Consider the following 20,272-nt stretch of genomic DNA (forward strand, 5'->3'; position numbering starts at 1 on the left):
CGGTCGGTCGCGGCGCCGGGTCAGGCGGTGCGCTCATCCGGGGGCCGGTGTCCGGTCAGGACTTCTTGCCCCGGGTCGCGCCACCGCGACCGCGCAGGTTGACGCCGGACTCGGTCAGAATCCGGTGGATGAAACCGTACGAGCGGCCGGTGGCGGCTGCCAGGGCGCGGATGCTCTCGCCGGAGTCGTACCTCTTCTTCAGGTCCGCCGCCAGCTTGTCGCGCTCGGCACCGGTCACGCGGGTGCCCTTCTTCAGGGTCTCGGCCACGAGTACCTCCCGTAGTGATGTGGTGACCGCTGCGTTATCCCCCGCCATGATCAGTCATTCCCGCCGGTTCGGCTACCCACTCGGCCAGAAAAGATCTGCGGAAGTCACTCCGCAGGTCACGCGAGGGCCACCAGATCGGCAAACTCGTCACTCCAGATGTCTTCCACACCATCGGGGAGCAAAATCACTCTTTCCGGTGCGAGCGCCTCCACCGCGCCCTCGTCGTGGGTCACCATGACGATCGCTCCGGCGAACGTCCGCAGCGCCGCGAGGATCTCCTCGCGGCTCGCCGGGTCGAGGTTGTTCGTGGGCTCGTCCAGCAGCAGCACGTTGGCGCTGGAGACCACGAGCATCGCCAGTGCCAGCCTGGTCTTCTCGCCGCCGGACAGCACCCCGGCGGGCTTGTCGACGTCGTCGCCGGAGAACAGGAACGAGCCGAGGATCTTGCGGACCTCGACCGGCGCCATGCCGGGGGCGGCGGACTGCATGTTCTCCAGGACGGACCGCTCGACCTCCAGCAACTCGTGCTCCTGGGCGTAGTAGCCGAGACGCAGCCCGTGCCCGGCCACGACCGTTCCGGTGTCGGCCTTGTCGACCCCCGCCAGCAGCCGCAGAAGCGTCGTTTTCCCGGCGCCGTTCAGGCCCAGAATGACGACCCGGCTGCCGCGGTCGATGGCCAGGTCGACGTCGGTGAATATCTCCAAAGATCCGTACGATTTCGACAAACCCTCCGCGGTGAGGGGAGTTTTGCCACACGGAGCCGGGTCCGGGAAACGAATTTTGGCCACCTTGTCGGCCTGCCGCTCGCCCTCGACGCCCGCCAGCAGCTGCCGGGCCCGCCGGTCCATCTGCTGGGCCGCCTTGGCCTTGGTGGCCTTGGCGCGCATCTTGTCGGCCTGCGACAGCAGCGCCGACGCCTGCCGCTGCGCGTTCGCCGACTCGCGCTTGCGGCGCCGCTCGTCGGTCTCCCGCTGGTCGAGGTACTTCTTCCAGCCGACGTTGTAGATGTCGATCACGCTGCGGTTGGCGTCCAGGTGGAACACCCGGTTGACCACCGCGTCCAGCAGCTCCACGTCGTGGCTGATCACGACGAGGCCGCCCTGGTGGCCCTTGAGGAAGTCGCGCAGCCAGACGATCGAGTCGGCGTCCAGGTGGTTGGTGGGCTCGTCCAGCAGCAGGGTGTCGGCGCCGGAGAACAGGATGCGCGCCAGCTCGACGCGCCGCCGCTGGCCGCCCGACAGCGTGCCGAGCGGCTGGGTCAGGACGCGGTCCGGCAGGCCGAGGCTGGAGGCGATCGAGGCGGCCTCGGCCTCCGCGCTGTAGCCGCCGAGGACGTGCAGCCGCTCCTCCAGCCGCCCGTACCGGCGGACGGCCTTGTCGCGCCCGGCGCCGGTCGCGGTCGCCATCGCCTCCTCGGCGGCGCGCAGCTCGCGGATCACCTCGTCCAGCCCGCGGGCCGACAGGATCCGGTCGCGCGCCAGCTCGTCCAGGTCGACGCCGCGGGGGTCCTGCGGGAGGTAGCCGATGGTCCCGGAGGACGTCACGGCGCCCTGCGCGGGCGGCGCCTCGCCCGCCAGGACCTTGGTGAGGGTGGTCTTGCCGGCGCCGTTGCGGCCGACGAAGCCGACCCGGTCGCCGGGGTTGACCCGGAAGCTGGCGGCCTCGATCAGCAGCCGGGGTCCGGCGCGCAGCTCGATGTCTTTCGCGATGATCACAGTGACAGGGCTCCCCTGACGGACGGCTCGGAGGACAGGCACGAAGAAGCGCGCCGCGCGGTCCTGTGACCGGGGCGCGCTGTGCGGCCTGTCAGTTCGGGAGCGGAACCATTCGCCCAGTGTACGTGAAGCCGGGCCGGTCCCGGCCATCGCGGAGCCCGCCCGGTTCCGATGTGTAGACGCCGGGGGCGGGGCCAGGATGGGAAGTGGCGGCGCGTGCGGCGGGACGACACCGGGGCCACGGTCCCCGGCACGGAGGAGTGTGAGGCAGATGACGCACGTCACGAGCAACGCGCCGGACGGAACGCCCGCCTGGCTGGACATCGGCGTCCCCGACCTCGACCGCGCCAAGACGTTCTACGGGACCCTCTTGGGCTGGCAGTTCGAGGACGCGGGGCCGGAGGCGGGGCACTACAACCTGTGCACCCTGCGCGGCGAGCCCGTCGCCGGGATGATGCGCAACCCGGAGGGCGAGGCGGAGGTCTACTGGTGGGCGGTCTACTTCGCCGCCGGCGACTGCGACGGGTTCGTGAAGCGCGCCGTCGACGCCGGCGGTGAGATCGTCGTCCCGGCCATGGACGTCATGGACCGCGGGCGCATGGCGATCGTCCGCGACCCGCAGGGGGCGCAGTTCGGGCTGTGGGAGGGCCGCGCCCACCCGGGCTCGCGGATCGTCAACGAGCCCGGCTCGTTCGTGTGGAACGAGCTCGTCACGCGCGACTCGGCGGCGGCCGGGGAGTTCTACAGGGCGGTGTTCGGCTACGAGCTGGAGCCGATGCCGGGCGACATGGACTACACCCTCCTGAAGCGGCCGGGCGACGGCCGCTACATCGGCGGCATCTTCGGCGGATCCGAGATCCGCCTCGGCGGCGGCGAGCACCCCGCCTCGTCCTGGGCGACGTACTTCGCGGTCGACGACGCCGACGAGGCGGTCCGCAAGGTCCGCGCGGGCGGCGGCGCCGCCGACTCCGAGCCGGAGAACACCCCGTACGGGCGGACGGCCGCCGTCCGCGATCCCTTCGGGGTCCCGTTCAACGTGATGAGGCCCGCGCAGGAGCCGCAGTCCTGAGCCGGCGCCGCCCGGGGCCGGACGCGCTCCGTCCGGCCCCGGGGGTCAGCTCTGGCGTTCGGCAGCGAGCCGCTGTGTGATCGTGTGCTGGAGGCGCTGGAGGCCGGACGTGCCGACCAGCCCGATCTGGCCCTCGAGGTCGCGCAGCAGGACGTCCTCGTTCATCACGACCTCCGACGACTGCATCATCACGGTGCCCTGGCCGGTGAAGTCGAACTGGTGCTCCTCGCCGGACGAGCCGCCGATCCCGAAGATCATCCGGGCGGCGCCGAACGCGCCGCGCATGTAGGAGTGGTCGTAGTGGTGGCACGGCGACGGGCAGTCGGCCCAGCCGAGCAGCGCCTGCGGGTCGACGCGGATCGGCGGTTCGACGAAGTGCACGGGCCCGTTGGAGGCGGCGACGAACCGCCCCGTGCCGATCAGGGTCAGGAACCCGGGGATGATCGACTGCTTCAGCTCCAGGCCCGGCTCGAAGGCGAGCAGGTTCCCCGCCCGGACGGTGAGGTTGCCCTCCTCCAGATCGAAGGAGTTGACGTCGAACCCGCGGTCGGCGAGGACGAGCTTGCCCTGCCCCTGCGCGACGATCCAGTCCTGCGCGTACAGCGGGGAGTTGAAGGTGTGCGCGACGAGGGAGTCCAGCGGGCCGGCCGACAGCGCCTCGAACCTGATCTGCCCGTAGTAGGCGATCATCTTGCCCTTCTGCGCGAACCACTGCCCGTTGAGGTCGACGCTGAAGGCGTAGGGGTTGACGTTGTCGTTGGACGGCAGCGTCGTGGGGTTCCAGGTCTGCGTCCCGAACGTGCTCACGGTCAGATCTTCCTCTCGCTGGCCTGGACGTAGACGACGCCGGAGCCGCTCAGCTCCAGCTGGAAGCCCTCGCCGGAGCCGCGCCCGATGAGGTCGCGCAGCCCCACCGCCGTGGTGAGCTTGTTCTGCACCTGGCCGCGGTGGGCCACGTACGCCTGCGGGTCGACGTGGACGGGGCGCTGCGGGGTGATCGGCAGCTCCATCACGCCGCCGTGCGACAGCAGCGCGCACGCGCCGTGCCCGGTGAGCGTCGTGGTGAACAGGCCCTGCCCGGTGACCGCGCCGCGCACGATGCCGCGCACGCCGCCCTGCTCGCCCATGAACATGGTCCCGACCTGCAGGGTCGCGTCGTGCACCAGCAGCCGGTCGGCCTCGGCGTACAGGGTGTCGGCGCCGTTCAGCTCGACGACGGACACATGCAGCCCGCCGTGGCCGAACATGACGCTGCCCTGGCCGGTGACGTGCATCATCGCGCTGTGCTCGCCGGCGACGGCCCGTCCGAGGGCGCCGCCGACGCCCTGACCCGCCGTGGTGCTCGGGGCGAACGACACCGGGCCGGTGTAGGCCAGCATCGCGCCGCGCTTGCTGTAGACCTCCTGCCCCGGCCCGATCGCCACCTGGAGCATCTTGGAATTGATCGACTGGTAGCCGGGCATCAGATCTCCAGAATCCCGCCGCGCTCGGCCGGCTGGACGTAGACCAGCCCGTGCCCCTGGTACCGGAACTGCACGCTCTCCCCCGATCCCTGGCCGATCACCGTCCGCCAGTTGACGTCGGTGACCACGTCCTGCTGAAGCCGCCCGTGGTGGCAGACGTAGGCGTGCGGGTCGACGCACAGCGGCGTCTGCGGCGTCACCTCCAGGGCGATGGCCGGGCCCTGCGACAGGACCGCCACCGTCCCGTGGCCCTCGACCTTGGTGGTGGCGAGGCCCTGGCCGGTGCCCATCCCCCGCAGGCCGACGAACTGCACGCCCGTCTGCAGGTTCCCGTCGAGCGCGAGGAGGCTCTCCGACTCCACGAACAGGGTGTCGCCCGTGAGCTGGACGAGCGTCACCTCCGTCGCCTCGCTCGCCAGGTAGACCGTCCCCTGTCCCGTGATCTCCATGAGGGTCATGCCCTCGCCGGCGATCCTGCGCTTGAGGGCACCGCGCAGGCCCTCGCCGCCCGTCATGCCCTGCCGCTTGAACGCCATCTGGCCCTCGTAGGCCACCATCGAGCCGTTCAGCGCCCGGATCGTCTCGCCGCCCAGGTCGACGGCGAGCATCTTCGAGCCGTTCATTCGAAATTGCGCCACGAAGCGAGAAGATACAGCCCGGCGCGTTGCCGGTCCGCCCGGTGCGCCGATCGGCAAGGATGAGCACATGTGGATCGCTCCCGAACGCCGCAGTCTCAGCCGGTGGGCCGTCCCAGGGCTCGTCCTGGGCGCCGGTGTGGTGGTCGGGGCCGTGCTGGCCGCCGACGGGCGGTCCGGGACGGCCCTCATCACGCTGGCCGCGCTGGCCGGATACGCGGCCTACCTCGCCTACCGCCGCAACGAGCCCGCGCTGCCGCTCAGTGAGGGGTTCGGGTCGGGCACCCGGGCCCGCGCGCACCTGCGGGCCGCCGCCATGACGGGCGACGTGCTGACCGTCGCGGTCGTCGGCGGCCTCGTGGTGCAGGCGCTGCGCGGTGCCGACATCACCGCCTACGTGTGGCTGGCGGCCGTCGCCGGCGTGACGTACCTGCTGTCGGCGGTCGCCGGGGGCCGCGGCCTGTGACCGGGCACCGACCGGCCGTGTGAGCTGCGGGAACAGTCGGTTAACTTCTCCTGACAAATGCGGTTTCGCGGGTTCGGACGCGGCATGATGCGCCTGTGTCCGCCACCGACACCCTCGACGCGCTCGTCCCGGCCCGGGCCGTGTTCCACCCCGTGGTCGACCTCGGCACGGGCGCCGTCGTCGCCGTCGAGGCGCACGCCGGCCCGGCCGAGGGGCCCGGCCCGTCCGGCGGCCCTGCGCGGCCCGACCCGGCGTCCGGGGACGTGCGGCGCGCGGTCGAGGCGGCACGCGCGGCTGCCGAGCTGCGAACGCCGCTGCCGCTGCAGATCGGGCTGCGCGCCGAGACCCTCGCGAGCGGCGGGCACCTGCTGGACGGCCTGCACCGCGGCCTCGGCGAGACCGGACGGCGCCCCCAAGAGATCATCATTTGCGTCGGCGGGGGCTTCCCGCCCGCGCGGCGCCCGGCCCTCGCCGCCGCGCTGTCGGCGCTGCGCCGCGCCGGGTACCTCGTCGGGCTCTCCGGCCTCGGCTCCGCGCACACCCCGCTCGACCTGCTGGTCGACGGCGCCTCCTACCTGCTCAAGCTCGATCCCGGGCTCGCCCGGTCGGCGGCCGCCGACCCGCGCCGCGCGGCGCTCGTCGCGAGCCTGGTCGAGCTGGCGCACCGGCTGGAGACGCACGTCCTCGCTCCGGGCATGACGACGCGCGACCAGGTGCTGCACCTGCGCGAGGCCGGCGTCCGGCTCGTCCAGGGCCCGGCCCTCGCGCCGCCGGACTGGCGGCCCGGCATGCCGGTGCACATCCCGGTCACGGGCGAGCGCGAGCCGCCCGCCCGTCCCGGCGCCGGGCTCGGGCCGCGGGTGTCGGAGTTCACCCTCCCCGCGGTGACGCTGCCGCGGACGGCGACGGCCGGCGAGGTGCTCACCGTGCTCAACGCCGAAACCGGCGCCACCAGCGTCGTCCTGGTGGACGAGCGGCAGCGCCCGAGCTTCACCGTGGACCGGACGCGCTTCCTGCTCCAGCTGTCGGGCGCGTACGGGCACGCCCTGCACGCGCGCCGCCCCGCCGCGCGGCTCGCCGACCCGCCGCGGCCGGTGCCGCGCACCGTCCCGGCGATCGCCGCGCTGCGGGCGGCGGGCGCCGAGGACGAGCGCGTCTACGACGACCTGGTGGTGGTGGACGAGGTCGGCCGCTGCCTCGGCATCGTCCGGGTGGCCGACCTCATCCGGGCCATGTCGCGCTGAGATCGCCGCTGGGGACCTAGCCCGTCCCGGGTGATCCGTTATGTGGATCAAGGCCGGAAAGTTCCGTCACGGCCGTCTCCTGGGCGAGGATGGCCGCCTGGACGCGGCTGCCGAGCCCCAGTTTGGCGAGGATCCTGCTCACGTGCGTCTTGGTGGTCGTCTCGGCCATGGCGAGCCGGGCCGCGATCTGCCCGTTCGACAGCCCCTCCCCGAGGCAGGCGAACACCTCGCGCTCGCGCGGCGTCAGCTCCGCCAGCCCCGGCACCTCCGCCGCGGCCGCCGGACGCGCCGCGAAGGCGCCGATCAGCCGGCGGGTGACCCGGGGGGCGATGATCCCCTCGCCCGCGGCGACCGTCCGCACGGCCTCCACCAGCCTGTCGGCGTCGACGTCCTTGAGCAGGAACCCGGCGGCCCCCGCCCGCAGCGCCCCGAACACGTACTCGTCCATGTCGAACGTCGTCAGCACCAGGACGTCGGTGAACGCGGAGATCAGCCGGGTGGCGGCGATGCCGTCCAGGCGGGGCATGCGGACGTCCATGAGCACCACGTCGGGCCGCAGCTCGCCGGCCAGCTCCACCGCCCGCGCCCCGTCGGCGGCCTCGCCGACCACCCGCACGCCCGCCGCGGCGCCGAGGATCAGCACCAGCCCCGCCCGCACCGCCGCCTGGTCGTCGGCGACCAGCACGTCGATCACGCCGTCCCCCGCCGCGCTCACGCCGCCCCGCCCAGCGAGTCGACGGGCAGCTCGGCGTGCACCCGCCACCGGCCGCCGTCCGGCCCGGCGGCGAACCTCCCGGCGAGCATCGCGGCCCGCTCGCGCATCCCGACCAGGCCGCTGCCGGTGCCGGGCAGCCGGGAGCCGTCCCGGCCGAGCGGGCTCAGCACGTCGATCACCACGTTCCCGCCCGCGTACTCCACCCGCACGTCGGCGCGCCCCGGCCCGGCGTGCTTCAGCGCGTTCGTCAGCGACTCCTGGACGATCCGGTAGGCGGCCAGCTCGACCGCCGCCGGCAGCTCCGGCTGCTCCCCGGCGACCTCCAGCCGCGCCGACAGGTCGGACCGCGCGGTGTGCCGGACGAGCCGGTCCAGCTCGGCCAGCCGCGGCCGCGCCGCCGGGTCCGCGCCGTCGCCCTCGCGCAGCAGCCCGATCATCCGCCGCATCTCGGCGAGCCCCTGCACGCTGTTCTCCCGGATGACCTCCATCGCCCGGTCCACCGCCTCGCGGTCCAGGCTCCGCACCTTCAGCACGGCCGAGGAGTGCAGCGCGACCGCGCTCAGGTGGTTGGCGATCACGTCGTGCAGCTCGCGGGCCATCCGGGCGCGCTCGGCGGTCACGGCGGCCCGCCGGTCCATCTCGGCCAGCCGCGCCACCTGCTCGGCGCGCTCCCGCTCGGCCTCGGCTCGTGCCCGCTCGGCCTCGGCGCGGGACCGGTGCTCCCGGACCGCCATCGCGGTCAGCACCGGCGTCACCCACACCACCCCGGCGACCGAGGCGGCGAGCACGCCGACCGCCACACCGCGCAGCGCCGCCGCCGTCGCGAGCGCCACCGCCGCGCTCGCCGCGAGCGTCGCCCCGAGCAGCCACTCCGCCGTCCGTCGCCGCCCGTACAGGCTCGCCGCGTACAGCACGTCCCCGTAGATCATCGCGGTGGCGAGGCTCGGCCCGAACGCGACGTCGGCGAAGTTGAACGGCGTCGCCAGCAGCAGCCCGGCTAGCGGGGCCGTCCGCCGCAGCGGTATCGCCGCGCACAGCCCGAGCAGGGGGATCAGGCGCAGCCAGAACGAGGGATTCCAGCCGTGGGACCACACCGTGTGCCCGTGCGCCGCGAGCACCACCAGGCCGCCCGCGAGCGCGGCGGCGGCGATCAGCGCGTCCTGGCGTGTGGTGAGACGTCGGAGCCTGTGCACGGGTCCATCTCAGCATCCCGCCCGCGATGCCTCGTCCGCCCCGGTGAGGAGCCCGCGTACATCCTTCGGACGACCCGCGGAACCTCACCGCAGACGACGATCCGCCCCGTTCCGGGGCCGACGATGGGATCCCGGCCGTCGAAAGGGGATGCCACGTGCTGCTTGCGGTGATCGCCGGATGCGAGATCGGCTTCTGGGTCCTGCTGGCCGCGGGCCTCCTCGCCCGCTACCCGCTGCGCCTGCGCCGCACCGGCGCGGCGCTCCTGCTGTGCGTCCCGCTGGTCGACCTGGTCCTGCTGGCCGCGACGGCGATCGACCTGCGCGGCGGCGCGACCGCCGGCACGGCCCACGGGCTGGCGGCGGCCTACCTCGGCTACTCGGTCGCCTTCGGCCACAGCATGACGCGCTGGGCGGACGAGCGCTTCGCCCACCGCTTCGCCGGCGGCCCGCCGCCCACCCGCGCTCCGAAGTACGGAGCGGCGCGCGTCCGCCACGAGTGGCGCGAGTTCGGCAAGGCCGCCCTCGCCACGGCCATCGCCTGCGCCCTGCTCCTGGCGATGATCGCCCTGGTCGGCGACGCCGACCGCACGCGGGCCCTCGACGCCTGGCTGGGGCGCCTCGGATTCGTCCTGGCGATCTGGTTCCTGTGGCCGGTCACGACCACCCTCTGGCCGCCCAGGCCGCGGGACGGGGCCGCCCGCGACTCCGCCGGGCGGGCACGGCCAGAGTGACGACCCGCCCGCCCTGGAAGCGGCCGACGGCGGCCACGTTCGCGGCCTCGCTTGCCCGAGCGCACGGGCGCGGTGTCCCATGGGCGGTGATCGAGCGGAAAGGGGCCGGGATGGACCCACTGGTGCTGGCCGCGGCGACCGCCGTGGTCGGGGCGATGGCGACGGACGGGTGGCAGCAGGGCCGGGCCGCGGTGGTCGCGCTGTGGCGCCGGGCCAGGCCCGCCGACGCGCCGGCCGTCGAGGGCGAGCTGGAGGCCGTGCGCGAGGAGGTCCTCGCGGCGCGGGAGTCCGGCGACCGGGCGGCCGAGGACGGCCTGGTGGCCGACTGGGAGCGCCGGCTGCGCAGGCTGCTGGCCGCCGACCCGCGGATCGGCGCCGAACTGCGGCGGCTCGTGGACGAGGAGCTCGGCCCCCTGCTGCCCGAGGAGGAGCGCGACCGGGCCCGGACGATCACCCAGAACGCGACCGCGTCCGGGAACGGCCGGATCTACCAGGCGGGCCGCGACCTGCACAACCGGTCCTGACCGGTGGCCGCGCCGTCCACGCACGCGTGAGGCCGCGCCCGGGCGGGGCGCGGCCTCACGGCGTGGTGCGGGTCAGACGTTGAAGCCGAGGGCGCGGAGCTGGTCGCGGCCCTCGTCGGTGATCTTGTCGGGGCCCCACGGCGGCAGCCAGACCCAGTTGATCTTGACGTCCTTGGCGAGGCCCTCCAGCGCGCTGTGGGCCTGGTCCTCGATCACGTCGGTGAGCGGGCAGGCCGCGCTGGTGAGCGTCATGTCCAGGGTGGCGACCTCGTCCGTCAGGTCGACGCCGTACACCAGGCCGAGATCGACGACGTTGATGCCGAGCTCGGGGTCGACGACGTCCTTGAGGGCCTCCAGGATCTCCGCCTCCTCCTCGGAGGGGGCGGCGGCCGCGGGCGCCTCGGCGTCGGGCGTCTCCTGGGCGGGCGTGTCGGTCGCGGGCGTGTCGGTCATGGTGCCTCTCCGAGTGCGCGGGCGGTCGCGTCCTTCCACGCCATCCAGGCGAGCAGGGCGCATTTGATCCGGGCGGGGTACTTCGAGACCCCGGCGAAGGCGACGGCGTCCTCCAGGACGTCCTCGTCGGGCGCGACGTCCTGGCCGCGGGACTGCATCAGCGCCAGGAACTCCTCGCCGACCGCCATCCCCTCCTTGACGGACTTGCCGATCAGCAGGTCGGACATCACCGAGGCGCTGGCCTGGCTGATCGAGCAGCCCATGGCGTCATAGGACACGTCGGCGACCGTGGCGTCCTGGCCCTCGCCCTCCAGGTGGACGCGCAGCGTCACCTCGTCGCCGCACGTGGGGTTGACGTGGTGCGCCTCACCCTCGTACGGCTCCCGCAGCCCCTTGTGCAGGGGGTTGCGGTAGTGGTCCAGGATGACCTCCTGGTACATCGCCTCCAGCTGCATGGCGTCCCTTCCAAACCTTTCTCGCTACAACCTGGGCGCGGCACGTCGTGTTCCTCAGGCGGTGCCGAAGAACTTCTGCGCCTGCCTCACCCCGTCGGCGAGCGCGTCCACGTCGCCGAGGGTGTTGTAGAGGTAGAACGTCGCGCGGGTGGTCGCCGGGATGCCGAAGCGGCGGCAGATCGGCCACGCGCAGTGGTGGCCGACGCGGACCTCGACGCCCAGCTCGTCCAGGACCTGCCCGACGTCGTGCGGGTGGATGCCGTCGACGGTGAACGACACGGCGCCGCCGCGGGCCTCGGTGGTGCCGGGGCCGATGACGCGGACGCCGGGGATCTCGCCGAGCCGCTCCAGCGAGTAGCCGACCAGGGCCTCCTCGTGGGCCTGCACGCGGTCCATGCCGATCTCGGCGAGGTAGTCGCAGGCCACGCCCAGCCCGACCGCCTGCGCGGTCATCGGGACGCCCGCCTCGAACCGCTGCGGCGGCGGCATGAACGTGGTCTCCTCCATGCGGACGACCTCGATCATGGAGCCGCCGGTGATGAACGGCGGCATGGCCTCCAGCAGCTCACCGCGTCCCCACAGCACGCCGATGCCGGTCGGGCCGAGCATCTTGTGGCCGGAGAACACCAGGAAGTCGGCGCCGAGCCGGGCCACGTCCACGGGCTGGTGCGGCACCGACTGCGCGGCGTCCAGCAGGACGAGCGCTCCGACGGCGTGGGCACGCTCCACGATCCGTTCGACGGGCGGGACGGTGCCGAGCACGTTCGACTGGTGCGTCAGCGCGACGATCTTCGTGCGCTCGTTGACGATGCCGTCGAGGTCGTCCAGGTCGAGGCGGCCCTCGTCGGTGATGCCGAACCAGCGCAGGGTGGCGCCCGTCCGCCGGCAGAGCTGCTGCCACGGGACGAGGTTGGCGTGGTGCTCCATCTCCGACACCACGATCTCGTCGCCTGGCCCGACGGCGAACCGCTCGGCCTCGGGGCCGGCGGTGGCCGCGTTGCTCATCGCGTAGGCGACCAGGTTGATGCCCTCGGTGGCGTTCTTGGTGAACACGATCTCGCCGGGCGTCGCGCCCACGAACCGGGCGATGGAGGCGCGGGCGTTCTCGTAGGCCTCCGTCGCCTCCTCGGCGAGCAGGTGCGCCCCGCGGTGCGGCGCCGCGTTGTGCCGCTCGTAGAACTCCCGCTCGGCGTCCAGCACCCGGACGGGCTTCTGCGAGGTCGCCCCCGAGTCGAGGTACACCAGCGGTCGCCCGCCGCGGACCGTGCGCCGCAGCAGCGGGAAGTCCTTCTTCAGCTCCTCGGGCAGAAGGCTCCCTGATCCGCTCATAGGGAAGCGCCCGCCTTCACGTACTTCTCGTAGCCCTCGTTCTCCAGCTCGTCGGCCAGCTCGGGCCCGCCCTCGGCCACGACGCGGCCGCCGGCGAACACGTGCACGAAGTCGGGCTTCACGTAGCGCAGGATGCGCGTGTAGTGGGTGATGAGCAGGACGCCGGTGTCGCCGGAGGCGAACCGGTTGACGCCCTCGGAGACGACCTTGAGCGCGTCGACGTCGAGGCCGGAGTCGGTCTCGTCCAGCACGGCGACCTTCGGCTTCAGCATCTCCAGCTGCAGGATCTCGTGCCGCTTCTTCTCACCGCCGGAGAAGCCCTCGTTCAGGCTGCGCTGCGCGAACGCCGGGTCGATGGACAGGGCGTCCATCGCGGCCTTCATCTCCTTGGAGAACTCGCGCAGCTTCGGGGCCTCGCCGCGCACGGCGGTCACGGCCGAGCGCAGGAAGTTGGACACCGAGACGCCGGGCACCTCGACCGGGTACTGCATCGCCAGGAACAGCCCGGCGCGGGCGCGCTCGTCGACCGACATGGCCAGGACGTCCTCGCCGTCCAGCGTGACGGAGCCGGACGTCACCGCGTACTTCGGGTGGCCGGCGACCGCGTAGGCGAGGGTGGACTTGCCGGAGCCGTTCGGCCCCATGATCGCGTGGGTCTCGCCGGCCTTCACGGTCAGGTCGACCCCGCGCAGGATCTCCTTCGCTCCGTCGGAGCCGTCGCCGACGGAGACGTGGAGGTCGCGGATCTCAAGCGTGGCCATTGCGTGTAGTCCTTCGTCGTGCGGTCAGTCGTCGCCGGCGAGCGAGACGTAGACCTCGCCGTCCTCGACCCTGACCTTGTAGGTGGCGACCGGCTGCGTGGCCGGCGGGTTGGTGGGCTTGCCGCTGCGCAGGTCGAAGCAGGACCCGTGCAGCCAGCACTCGATGGTGCCGTTGTAGACCTCGCCCTCGGAGAGCGAGACCTCGGCGTGCGAGCAGATGTCGTTCAGCGCGAACACGTCGCCGCCGCTCCGCGCGATGACGACGGGCGTGTCGTCGACCTCGACGCCGAGCGCCCCGTCGGCGGGGACCTCGTCCAGGGCGCAGACCTTCACGTAGGTCACTTGGCCGCTCCCTGGTCCAGTTCCGCCTCGATCGCCTCGCGCACCTTCTCGCGCACCTCGGCGACCTCGATGCGCTCGATGAGCTGGCCGAGGAAGCCCCGGACCACCATGCGGCGCGCCTGGTCGAAGGTGATGCCGCGCGCCTGGAGGTAGAACAGGTGCTCGTCGTCGAGCCGCCCGGACGCCGAGGCGTGCCCGGCGCCGGCGACCTCGCCGGTGAGGATCTCCAGGTTCGGCACCGAGTCGACCCGCGTCCCGTCGGTGAGCACGAGGTTGCGGTTCAGCTCGTAGGTGTCGGTGCCCTCGGCCTCCGCGCGGATGATCACGTCGCCGATCCAGACGGCGTGCGCGTCCCGGTCCTGCAGGGCGCCGCGGTAGTCGACGCGGCTGCGGCAGTGCGGGACGGCGTGGTCGACCAGGAGGCGGTGCTCCAGGTGCTGGCCGCCGTCGACGAAGTACACCCCGTACAGCTCGGCGTCGCCGCCGGGCCCCTCGTAGGCGACGGACGGGGAGATCCGCACGACGTCGCCGCCGAGCGAGACGTTGTGCGAGACGAACCGGGCGTCGCGGCCGAGCCGGGCGTGCTGGTGGGAGACGTGGACGCCGTCGTCCGCCCAGTCCTGCAGGCTGATCACCGAGAGGCGGGCGCCGTCGCCGACGACGAACTCGACGTTGTCGGCGTAGGTCGCCGACCCGTGGTGCGCCAGCACGACGGTGGCCTCGGCGAAGGGCTCCAGGACGACGGTGGTGTGCCCGTAGGCGGCGGCCGAGGCGTCCTCGCCGCGCAGCCGCAGCACCGTCGGCGCCGAGGCGGCGGTCTCCTTCGGGACGGTCACGACCGTGGCCTGGGTGAAGGAGGTCCACGCCTGGGCGCTGACCCGGTCGGCGGGGACGTAGGCCCTGCCGAGGCGCTCGTCGTCGCGGCCGACGGTCTCGACGGTCACCTCGGGCGCCGCCTCGACCTCCAGCAGGACCTTGCCGCCGTCCTCCGCCGTGCCGTTGTGCAGGCCGCGCAGGCGCCGCAGCGGGGTGAACCGCCACTCCTCCTCGCGGCCCGTGGGCACGTCGAAGTCGGCGACCTCGTAGGACGCCTTCTCGTGCAGCGTCGAGAGAGGCTTCTGCTCCAGCCCCATCAGCCGACGGCTCCTTCCATCTGCAGCTCGATGAGCCGGTTCAGCTCCAGGGCGTACTCCATCGGCAGCTCGCGCGCGATCGGCTCGACGAACCCGCGCACGATCATCGCCATCGCCTCGTCCTCGGTGAGGCCGCGGCTCATCAGGTAGAACAGCTGCTGCTCGGACACCTTGGAGACGGTGGCCTCGTGGCCCATCTCCACGTCGTCCTCGCGGACGTCGACGTAGGGGTAGGTGTCGGAACGGCTGATCTGGTCGACCAGCAGCGCGTCGCACTTGACCGTGGACTTGCTGTGCTCGGCCCCCTCCTGGATCTGCACCAGGCCGCGGTAGGACGTGCGGCCTCCGCCGCGCGCCACCGACTTGGAGATGATGCTGCTGGAGGTGTTCGGCGCGGCGTGCACCATCTTCGCGCCGGCGTCCTGGTGCTGGTCCTCGCCCGCGAACGCGATCGACAGGGTCTCGCCCTTGGCGTGCTCGCCGAGCAGGTAGATCGCCGGGTACTTCATGGTGACCTTGGAGCCGATGTTGCCGTCGACCCACTCCATGGTGGCGCCCTCGTAGGCGACGGCGCGCTTGGTCACCAGGTTGTAGACGTTGTTGGACCAGTTCTGGATCGTCGTGTAGCGGACGCGGGCGTCCTTCTTCACGACGATCTCCACGACGGCCGAGTGCAGCGAGTCGGACTTGTAGATCGGGGCGGTGCAGCCCTCGACGTAGTGGACGTAGGAGCCCTCGTCGGCGATGATCAGCGTCCGCTCGAACTGGCCCATGTTCTCGGTGTTGATCCGGAAGTAGGCCTGGAGCGGGATCTCCACGTGCACGCCCGGCGGGACGTAGATGAACGAGCCGCCCGACCACACGGCGGTGTTGAGCGCGGCGAACTTGTTGTCGCCGACCGGGATCACCGAGCCGAAGTACTCCTGGAAGATCTCCGGGTGCTCGCGCAGGCCGGTGTCGGTGTCGACGAAGATGACGCCCTTCTCCTCAAGGTCCTCGCGGATCTTGTGGTAGACGACCTCCGACTCGTACTGGGCGGCGACGCCGGCGATGAGGCGCTGCTTCTCCGCCTCGGGGATGCCGAGCTTGTCGTAGGTGTTCTTGATGTCCTCGGGGAGCTCCTCCCAGGACGTGGCCTGCTGCTCCGTGGAGCGCACGAAGTACTTGATGTTCTCGAAGTCGATGCCCGTCAGGTCCGAGCCCCAGGTGGGCATCGGCTTCTTGCTGAACAGCCGCAGCCCCTTGAGGCGCAGGTCGAGCATCCACTCGGGCTCGTTCTTCTTGCCCGAGATGTCGCGGACGACGTCCTCGTTCAGGCCTCGGCGCGCCGAGGCGCCGGCCGCGTCCGAGTCGGCCCAGCCGAACTTGTACCTGTCGAGCCCTTCGAGCTCCGGGTGGGCTGCCGTAGTCATAGGGAGGTCCCTCCGGACTCCTCGTCACTGGTCAGATGCGTTCCGGCGGACGCCCCCGCGTCCGCCGTGTCCCCGCCAGGGGCGGCGTGCGCGGCGCGGGCGCCGCCCTCGCCGGTGTCGCCGGCCCCGCACAGCGAGCGGGAGCTGACGTGGGTGGTGCAGATGCCGTCGCCGTGCGCGATCGTGGCGAGCCGCTGAACGGGAGTGCCCAGCAGGCGGCTGAACGCCTCGGTCTCGGCCTCGCACAGCTGGGGGAACTCCGCCGCGACGTGCGCGACAGGGCAGTGGTGCTGGCACAGCTGCTCGCCGCCGCCCGGCTGGGGCGCCTTGGCGGCGGCGGCCGCGTAGCCGTCCCCCGACAGGGCCTCGGCGAGCGTGCGGACCCGCTGGTGGGGCGGTGCGTCCTGCACGACGGGCCGGTACCGGCGCTCCAGGTCGGCGATCTGCCGCCGGGCGAACTCGGCGACCGCGTGGTCGCCGGCCGTCTCGGCGAGGAACCGCAGGGCGCTGGTCGCCAGATCGTCGTAGGCGTGCACGAAGGCGCTGCGCCCGGCGTCGGTGATGGCGAACCACTTGGCGGGACGGCCCCGGCCGCGCCGGGACTGCGGCACCCGCGCCTTGCGGACCTCGATCATGCCCTCGGCCAGCAGCGCGTCCAGGTGCCGCCGGATCGCCGCCGGCGTGAGGCCGACGCGCTCCCCGAGCGTGGACGCGGTGACGGGGCCGTGCTCGAGGATCAGCCTGGCCACCCGGGCGCGGGTGTCGCGCTCGGGCTGGCCGGACGGCACGCCGGCGGAGCGCACGGCGGCGCCCCCGGTGCTCGTCTGATCCTCGCCCACGTTTTTCACAACATCAGTGTGCCGTAATTACTTCCCGCGAAACACCGGTTCGCCGATGTCGTAGCTCACGCAGGTAAGCCTTACCTAAGCTGGGCGTCCTCGCCGGCGGGGGACTCGCCCTGCCCCGCACCGGTCCCGCGCGGCAGCACCAGCACCGGGCACGGCGCGGCCCGGACGATCTTGCCGGACCCCTCCCCGAGGAACACCTTGCGCAGCGGCCCGTGACGGCCGGGCAGGCAGGCGACGATCTCGCCCGGCAGCATATCGACGGCGTCCAGGGTCCCCGCGACCCCGGTCCCGACCTCCGCGAGCCGCTCCACCGGCATCCCGTCCCCCAGGCGCGCCCCGAGCAGGCCCGCGGCTTCCCGCAGGTCCTCGTCGGCCTGGGCGACCTGGCGTTCCAGCGCGCCGGCGACCCCGCCGAGCCTGGCCGCGAGGGCCGCCGGGCGCACCACCAGCGTCAGCAGCCGCATCGGAAGCCCCAGCGTCTGCGCGAGCGCGGCGGCGGCCAGCAGCGGACCCTCGACGTCGCGGCGCGGCCAGAACGCCACCGTCATCCGCTCCAGCCGCCGCGCCGAGCGGTCGGGCCCCAGCATCCGGTGGTGGTGCAGCGACTCCTCGGCGTACCCGCGCGGCGCCAGCATGACCGGGACGGGCGAGTCGTGCAGGAGCTGGTCGGCGGTGCTGCCGATGGCGATCCGGCCGCGGCGGCCTCCCGGCGCCGAGCCGATGACGACGAGGTCGGCGCCCACCTCCCGCGCGGCCTCGATGAGGCCGCGCCCGCTGCCCCGGTGGGCGCGCACCCGCAGGTCCAGCTCCGAGCGCGGCACCTGGAGCTCGCCGAGCCGCGCGGCGGCCCCGGCCAGTGCCTCCTCCGCCTGCCCCCTGAGGTAGGCGACCCATTCGGCGTCGACCGAGGCGGGGCTGCGCGCGGGCCAGGGGGGCGGATGGACGTTGACGACCGTCAGCGGCGCGAGCCGGCTCGACCGGTCCGCCGACCGGATCAGCGCGGCCAGGGCCAGGGCGTCGTCGCCGCGATCGTCGGGCGAGTACCCGACGACCACGCGCAGCCCGTTCGGTCCCCCGCCCCCCGGCTCGCCGCCGCGCGGTTCGGTGCCGTTCGGTTCACTCATGCGGGCTCCCTCCGATGGGCCCTGCGTTGCGGACGGCCAGGCGCGAATGGCGGCGGCCGTAAAGGAAGTAGGCGGCCAGGCCGACCGCGGTCCAGATCGCGAAGACGGTCCAGGTGACACCGCCGAGCCCGACCATCAGGTACACGCACAGTGCGATGCCGAGCAGCGGCGTCACCGGGTACAGCGGCGCCCGGAAGCTGCGCGGAAGCTCCGGCCGGGTGCGGCGCAGGATGATCACGCCGACGCTGACCAGGGCGAACGCGAACAGCGTCCCGATGCTGGTGGCGTCGACCAGCCGGCCGAGCGGGATCACCGCGGCGAGGAGCGCGATGAACGCCGCCACGATGACGGTGTTGGCGACCGGCACGCGGCGCCGCGGGCTCACCTTCTGGAAGACGTGCGGGACGAGCCCGTCCCGCGACATCGCGAACAGGATGCGCGTCTGCCCGTACATGACGGTGAGCACGACGCTGGCGATGGCGATCACGGCGCCCAGCGACAGGACCACCGACGGCCACGCCCGCCCGCTCACCGAGTCCAGCACCTGCGCCAGGGAGGCCTCGGAGCCGCTGAGCGAGAACCGCGTCCAGTGCATGGCGCCGACCGCGGCGAGCCCGACCAGGACGTAGAGGGCGGTCACGATGGCCAGCGAGAAGATGATCGCCAGGGGCAGGTCCCGGCGCGGGTTCCGGGCCTCCTCGCCGGCGGTGGAGGCGGCGTCGAAGCCGATGTAGGAGAAGAACACCTTGGAGCCCGCCGCGCTGATGCCCGCCCACCCCATCGGCGCGAACGGGGCCATGTTCCCCGCCCGGAAGGCCGTGAAGGCGATCGCGCAGAAGAACAGCAGCACGCCGATCTTGAGGAACACCATGACCGTGTTCGCGGCGGCGCTCTCGGACGTGCCGCGCAGCAGCAGCACCGTGGCGAACAGCACCACGATCACCGCGGGAACGTTGACCAGGCCGCCCTCCCCCGGCGGGTTGCTGATCTGCGCCGGGATCGTGAAGCCCGCCGCGCCGTCGAGGAAGGCGTTGAGGTAGGAGCCCCAGCCGACCGCGACGGCCGACACCGACACGGCGTACTCCAGCAGCAGGCACCAGCCGCAGACCCACGCGACCAGCTCGCCCAGCGTCGCGTAGGCATAGGAGTAGGACGAGCCGGACACGGGGATGGTGCCGGCCAGCTCGGCGTACGACAGCGCCGAGAACAGGGCGGTGACGGCGGCGAGGACGAACGACAGCACCACGGCGGGCCCGGCCAGCGGGACCGCCTCGCCGAGGACGACGAAGATGCCGGTGCCGAGGGTCGCGCCGACGCTGAACAGGGTGAGCTGGAGCAGGCTCATCGTGCGCCTCAGCTCACCGCCCTCGCCGTGCCCGCCCTCGGCGACGATGAGGTCGACGGGCTTGGTCCGCAGCAGGCTGCGCGCGAAGCCCTCCGGCGCGCTCCCCGCGGTCACAGGGTGCTCGCCAGCGGCCAGGTGGCGTTCGGGGTGACGATCGTCCCCGCGGTCCCCTCCAGGATGCGCTCGCACTGGTCGAGCATCCCGATCGCGGCCATGTCGCCCGTCCGCTCGACGAAGCCCACCGCCGCCTCGACCTTCGGGCCCATCGACCCGGCGGGGAAGTCCTCGCCGCGCAGCTCGTACGGCGTCGTGTGGGTGATCTCCTCCTGCCGCGGCGTGCCGAAGCCGCGCATCACGCGGGGCACGTCGGTGAGGATGAGCAGTGCGTCGGCGTCCATGCTCTCGGCGAGGACGGCCGCGGTGAGGTCCTTGTCGACCACCGCCTCGACGCCCTCCAGCCGCCCCACGTCGTTGCGGAAGACCGGGACGCCTCCGCCGCCCGCGCACACCACCACCGTGCCGAGCCGGACCAGCTCCCTGATCAGCCGCGTCTCGATCACCCGCTGCGGCCGCGGGGACGGCACCACGCGGCGCCAGCGGTCGCCGTCGGGCCGGACCGTCCAGCCGTACTCGGCGGCGAGCTTCTCCGCCTCCTCCCGCTCGTAGACCTGGCCGACGAACTTGGTGGGGTTCTGGAACGCCGGGTCCACCGCCGACACCAGCGTCTGGTTGATCATCGCCATCACCTGGCGGCCGGGCAGCGCGTTCTGCAGCGCCTGGAGCATCCAGTAGCCGATCATGCCCTGGGTCTCGGCGCCGATCGTGTCCAGCGGGTAGGGCCGGGTCAGGTTCGGGTCGTTGACGCTCTCCAGCGCCAGCACCCCGACCTGCGGGCCGTTCCCGTGCGTGATGATCAGCTCGTGCCGCTCGGCGAGCGGCGCCAGCGACCGCACGGCCCGGTCGACGTTCGCGCGCTGGAGCTCGGCGTCGGGCGTCTGCCCCCGCTTGACCAGCGCGTTCCCTCCGAGCGCGACGACCACGCGCATG

The 20,272-nt window shown here is 72.9% G+C and carries 23 protein-coding genes; 5 read left to right on the forward strand and 18 right to left on the reverse strand.

What is annotated here, in order from left to right:
- Positions 1-55: 55 nt before the first annotated feature.
- A complete protein-coding gene (locus tag BJY14_RS00770; protein ID WP_021596738.1) occupies positions 56-268 on the reverse strand; it encodes a helix-turn-helix domain-containing protein in 213 nt (70 codons plus the stop codon).
- A gap of 116 nt (positions 269-384) precedes the next feature.
- Positions 385-1,983, reverse strand: a complete 1,599-nt coding sequence (locus tag BJY14_RS00775; protein ID WP_179841792.1) for an ABC-F family ATP-binding cassette domain-containing protein — start codon at positions 1,981-1,983, stop codon at positions 385-387.
- Between the two features lie 271 nt (positions 1,984-2,254).
- On the opposite strand from BJY14_RS00775, the gene BJY14_RS00780 reads away from it, so the two are divergent.
- Positions 2,255-3,052, forward strand: coding sequence for a VOC family protein (locus BJY14_RS00780; protein WP_179841793.1), 798 nt, complete (start codon positions 2,255-2,257; stop codon positions 3,050-3,052).
- Positions 3,053-3,097: 45 nt separating this feature from the next.
- On the opposite strand, the gene BJY14_RS00785 is transcribed toward BJY14_RS00780, so the two are convergent.
- From BJY14_RS00785 to BJY14_RS00795, 3 genes are read right to left on the reverse strand one after another with little or no spacing between them, the layout of a single operon-like run.
- On the reverse strand, positions 3,098-3,859 hold the full coding sequence (locus BJY14_RS00785; RefSeq protein ID WP_179841794.1) for an AIM24 family protein: 762 nt from the start codon (positions 3,857-3,859) through the stop codon (positions 3,098-3,100).
- Positions 3,860-3,861: 2 nt separating this feature from the next.
- Positions 3,862-4,515, reverse strand: coding sequence for an AIM24 family protein (locus BJY14_RS00790; protein ID WP_179841795.1), 654 nt, complete (start codon positions 4,513-4,515; stop codon positions 3,862-3,864).
- On the reverse strand, positions 4,515-5,153 hold the full coding sequence (locus BJY14_RS00795; RefSeq protein WP_312878891.1) for an AIM24 family protein: 639 nt from the start codon (positions 5,151-5,153) through the stop codon (positions 4,515-4,517). The genes BJY14_RS00790 and BJY14_RS00795 overlap by 1 nt, the downstream gene beginning before the upstream one ends.
- A 67-nt stretch (positions 5,154-5,220) precedes the next feature.
- Here BJY14_RS00795 and BJY14_RS00800 point away from each other — a divergent pair, with 67 nt between their 5' ends.
- Positions 5,221-5,616, forward strand: coding sequence for an ABC transporter permease (locus BJY14_RS00800; protein WP_179841796.1), 396 nt, complete (start codon positions 5,221-5,223; stop codon positions 5,614-5,616).
- A gap of 95 nt (positions 5,617-5,711) precedes the next feature.
- Complete coding sequence (locus tag BJY14_RS00805) at positions 5,712-6,860, forward strand: EAL domain-containing protein (RefSeq protein WP_312878892.1); 1,149 nt, start codon at positions 5,712-5,714, stop codon at positions 6,858-6,860.
- A 16-nt stretch (positions 6,861-6,876) separates the two neighbouring features.
- Here the strand turns inward: BJY14_RS00805 and BJY14_RS00810 are convergent, their stop codons facing one another.
- Positions 6,877-7,554 (reverse strand): response regulator, encoded by a 678-nt coding sequence (locus tag BJY14_RS00810; protein ID WP_179849094.1) that lies wholly within the window; start codon positions 7,552-7,554, stop codon positions 6,877-6,879.
- Between the two features lie 17 nt (positions 7,555-7,571).
- Positions 7,572-8,768 (reverse strand): sensor histidine kinase, encoded by a 1,197-nt coding sequence (locus BJY14_RS00815; protein ID WP_179841797.1) that lies wholly within the window; start codon positions 8,766-8,768, stop codon positions 7,572-7,574.
- Between the two features lie 155 nt (positions 8,769-8,923).
- Between BJY14_RS00815 and BJY14_RS00820 the strand changes: the two genes are divergently transcribed.
- Both BJY14_RS00820 and BJY14_RS00825 read left to right on the forward strand, forming a co-directional pair.
- Positions 8,924-9,499, forward strand: a complete 576-nt coding sequence (locus tag BJY14_RS00820) for a hypothetical protein (RefSeq protein WP_179841798.1) — start codon at positions 8,924-8,926, stop codon at positions 9,497-9,499.
- Between the two features lie 110 nt (positions 9,500-9,609).
- Positions 9,610-10,023: a hypothetical protein gene (locus BJY14_RS00825; RefSeq protein WP_179841799.1), complete on the forward strand. Its 414-nt coding sequence runs from the start codon at positions 9,610-9,612 to the stop codon at positions 10,021-10,023.
- A gap of 72 nt (positions 10,024-10,095) precedes the next feature.
- Here the strand turns inward: BJY14_RS00825 and BJY14_RS00830 are convergent, their stop codons facing one another.
- From BJY14_RS00830 to arcC, 11 genes are all read right to left on the reverse strand, one after another.
- Positions 10,096-10,476, reverse strand: a complete 381-nt coding sequence (locus tag BJY14_RS00830) for a metal-sulfur cluster assembly factor (RefSeq protein ID WP_179841800.1) — start codon at positions 10,474-10,476, stop codon at positions 10,096-10,098.
- Positions 10,473-10,931 (reverse strand): Fe-S cluster assembly sulfur transfer protein SufU, encoded by a 459-nt coding sequence (gene sufU, locus BJY14_RS00835; protein WP_179841801.1) that lies wholly within the window; start codon positions 10,929-10,931, stop codon positions 10,473-10,475. Before sufU ends, BJY14_RS00830 begins: the two co-directional genes overlap by 4 nt.
- Before the next feature lie 54 nt (positions 10,932-10,985).
- Positions 10,986-12,260 carry a cysteine desulfurase gene (locus BJY14_RS00840; protein ID WP_179841802.1) on the reverse strand — a complete coding sequence of 425 codons (1,275 nt, stop codon included), beginning with the start codon at positions 12,258-12,260 and terminating at the stop codon, positions 10,986-10,988.
- A complete protein-coding gene (gene sufC / locus BJY14_RS00845; RefSeq protein WP_179841803.1) occupies positions 12,257-13,021 on the reverse strand; it encodes a Fe-S cluster assembly ATPase SufC in 765 nt (254 codons plus the stop codon). The genes BJY14_RS00840 and sufC overlap by 4 nt, the downstream gene beginning before the upstream one ends.
- 24 nt (positions 13,022-13,045) lie before the next feature.
- Positions 13,046-13,363, reverse strand: coding sequence for a non-heme iron oxygenase ferredoxin subunit (locus BJY14_RS00850; protein ID WP_179841804.1), 318 nt, complete (start codon positions 13,361-13,363; stop codon positions 13,046-13,048).
- A complete protein-coding gene (gene sufD / locus BJY14_RS00855) occupies positions 13,360-14,496 on the reverse strand; it encodes a Fe-S cluster assembly protein SufD (protein WP_179841805.1) in 1,137 nt (378 codons plus the stop codon). The genes BJY14_RS00850 and sufD overlap by 4 nt, the downstream gene beginning before the upstream one ends.
- The gene (gene sufB / locus BJY14_RS00860) at positions 14,496-15,908 is read right to left on the reverse strand and encodes a Fe-S cluster assembly protein SufB (RefSeq protein WP_179841806.1); all 1,413 of its coding nucleotides are present in this window, start codon (positions 15,906-15,908) and stop codon (positions 14,496-14,498) included. Before sufB ends, sufD begins: the two co-directional genes overlap by 1 nt.
- The gene (locus tag BJY14_RS00865; RefSeq protein ID WP_376769990.1) at positions 15,905-16,747 is read right to left on the reverse strand and encodes a helix-turn-helix transcriptional regulator; all 843 of its coding nucleotides are present in this window, start codon (positions 16,745-16,747) and stop codon (positions 15,905-15,907) included. The genes sufB and BJY14_RS00865 overlap by 4 nt, the downstream gene beginning before the upstream one ends.
- A gap of 80 nt (positions 16,748-16,827) precedes the next feature.
- Positions 16,828-17,880 carry a universal stress protein gene (locus tag BJY14_RS00870; protein WP_179841808.1) on the reverse strand — a complete coding sequence of 351 codons (1,053 nt, stop codon included), beginning with the start codon at positions 17,878-17,880 and terminating at the stop codon, positions 16,828-16,830.
- Positions 17,873-19,339, reverse strand: a complete 1,467-nt coding sequence (locus BJY14_RS00875) for an amino acid permease (protein WP_312878893.1) — start codon at positions 19,337-19,339, stop codon at positions 17,873-17,875. Before BJY14_RS00875 ends, BJY14_RS00870 begins: the two co-directional genes overlap by 8 nt.
- Complete coding sequence (arcC, locus tag BJY14_RS00880) at positions 19,336-20,271, reverse strand: carbamate kinase (protein WP_179841809.1); 936 nt, start codon at positions 20,269-20,271, stop codon at positions 19,336-19,338. The genes BJY14_RS00875 and arcC overlap by 4 nt, the downstream gene beginning before the upstream one ends.
- Position 20,272 lies beyond the last annotated feature (1 nt).

This window comes from Actinomadura luteofluorescens, assembly GCF_013409365.1.
GTDB lineage: Bacteria > Actinomycetota > Actinomycetes > Streptosporangiales > Streptosporangiaceae > Spirillospora > Spirillospora luteofluorescens.

Coding starts and splice junctions, on each gene's coding strand:
- BJY14_RS00780 (WP_179841793.1), top strand. CDS start 2,255: ATGACGCACGTCACGAGCAACGCGCCGGACGGAACGCCCGCCTGGCTG.
- BJY14_RS00790 (WP_179841795.1), bottom strand. CDS start 4,515: ATGCCCGGCTACCAGTCGATCAATTCCAAGATGCTCCAGGTGGCGATC.
- BJY14_RS00800 (WP_179841796.1), top strand. CDS start 5,221: ATGTGGATCGCTCCCGAACGCCGCAGTCTCAGCCGGTGGGCCGTCCCA.
- BJY14_RS00825 (WP_179841799.1), top strand. CDS start 9,610: ATGGACCCACTGGTGCTGGCCGCGGCGACCGCCGTGGTCGGGGCGATG.
- BJY14_RS00830 (WP_179841800.1), bottom strand. CDS start 10,476: ATGACCGACACGCCCGCGACCGACACGCCCGCCCAGGAGACGCCCGAC.
- sufU (WP_179841801.1), bottom strand. CDS start 10,931: ATGCAGCTGGAGGCGATGTACCAGGAGGTCATCCTGGACCACTACCGC.
- BJY14_RS00840 (WP_179841802.1), bottom strand. CDS start 12,260: ATGAGCGGATCAGGGAGCCTTCTGCCCGAGGAGCTGAAGAAGGACTTC.
- sufC (WP_179841803.1), bottom strand. CDS start 13,021: ATGGCCACGCTTGAGATCCGCGACCTCCACGTCTCCGTCGGCGACGGC.
- sufD (WP_179841805.1), bottom strand. CDS start 14,496: ATGGGGCTGGAGCAGAAGCCTCTCTCGACGCTGCACGAGAAGGCGTCC.
- sufB (WP_179841806.1), bottom strand. CDS start 15,908: ATGACTACGGCAGCCCACCCGGAGCTCGAAGGGCTCGACAGGTACAAG.
- BJY14_RS00870 (WP_179841808.1), bottom strand. CDS start 17,880: ATGAGTGAACCGAACGGCACCGAACCGCGCGGCGGCGAGCCGGGGGGC.
- arcC (WP_179841809.1), bottom strand. CDS start 20,271: ATGCGCGTGGTCGTCGCGCTCGGAGGGAACGCGCTGGTCAAGCGGGGG.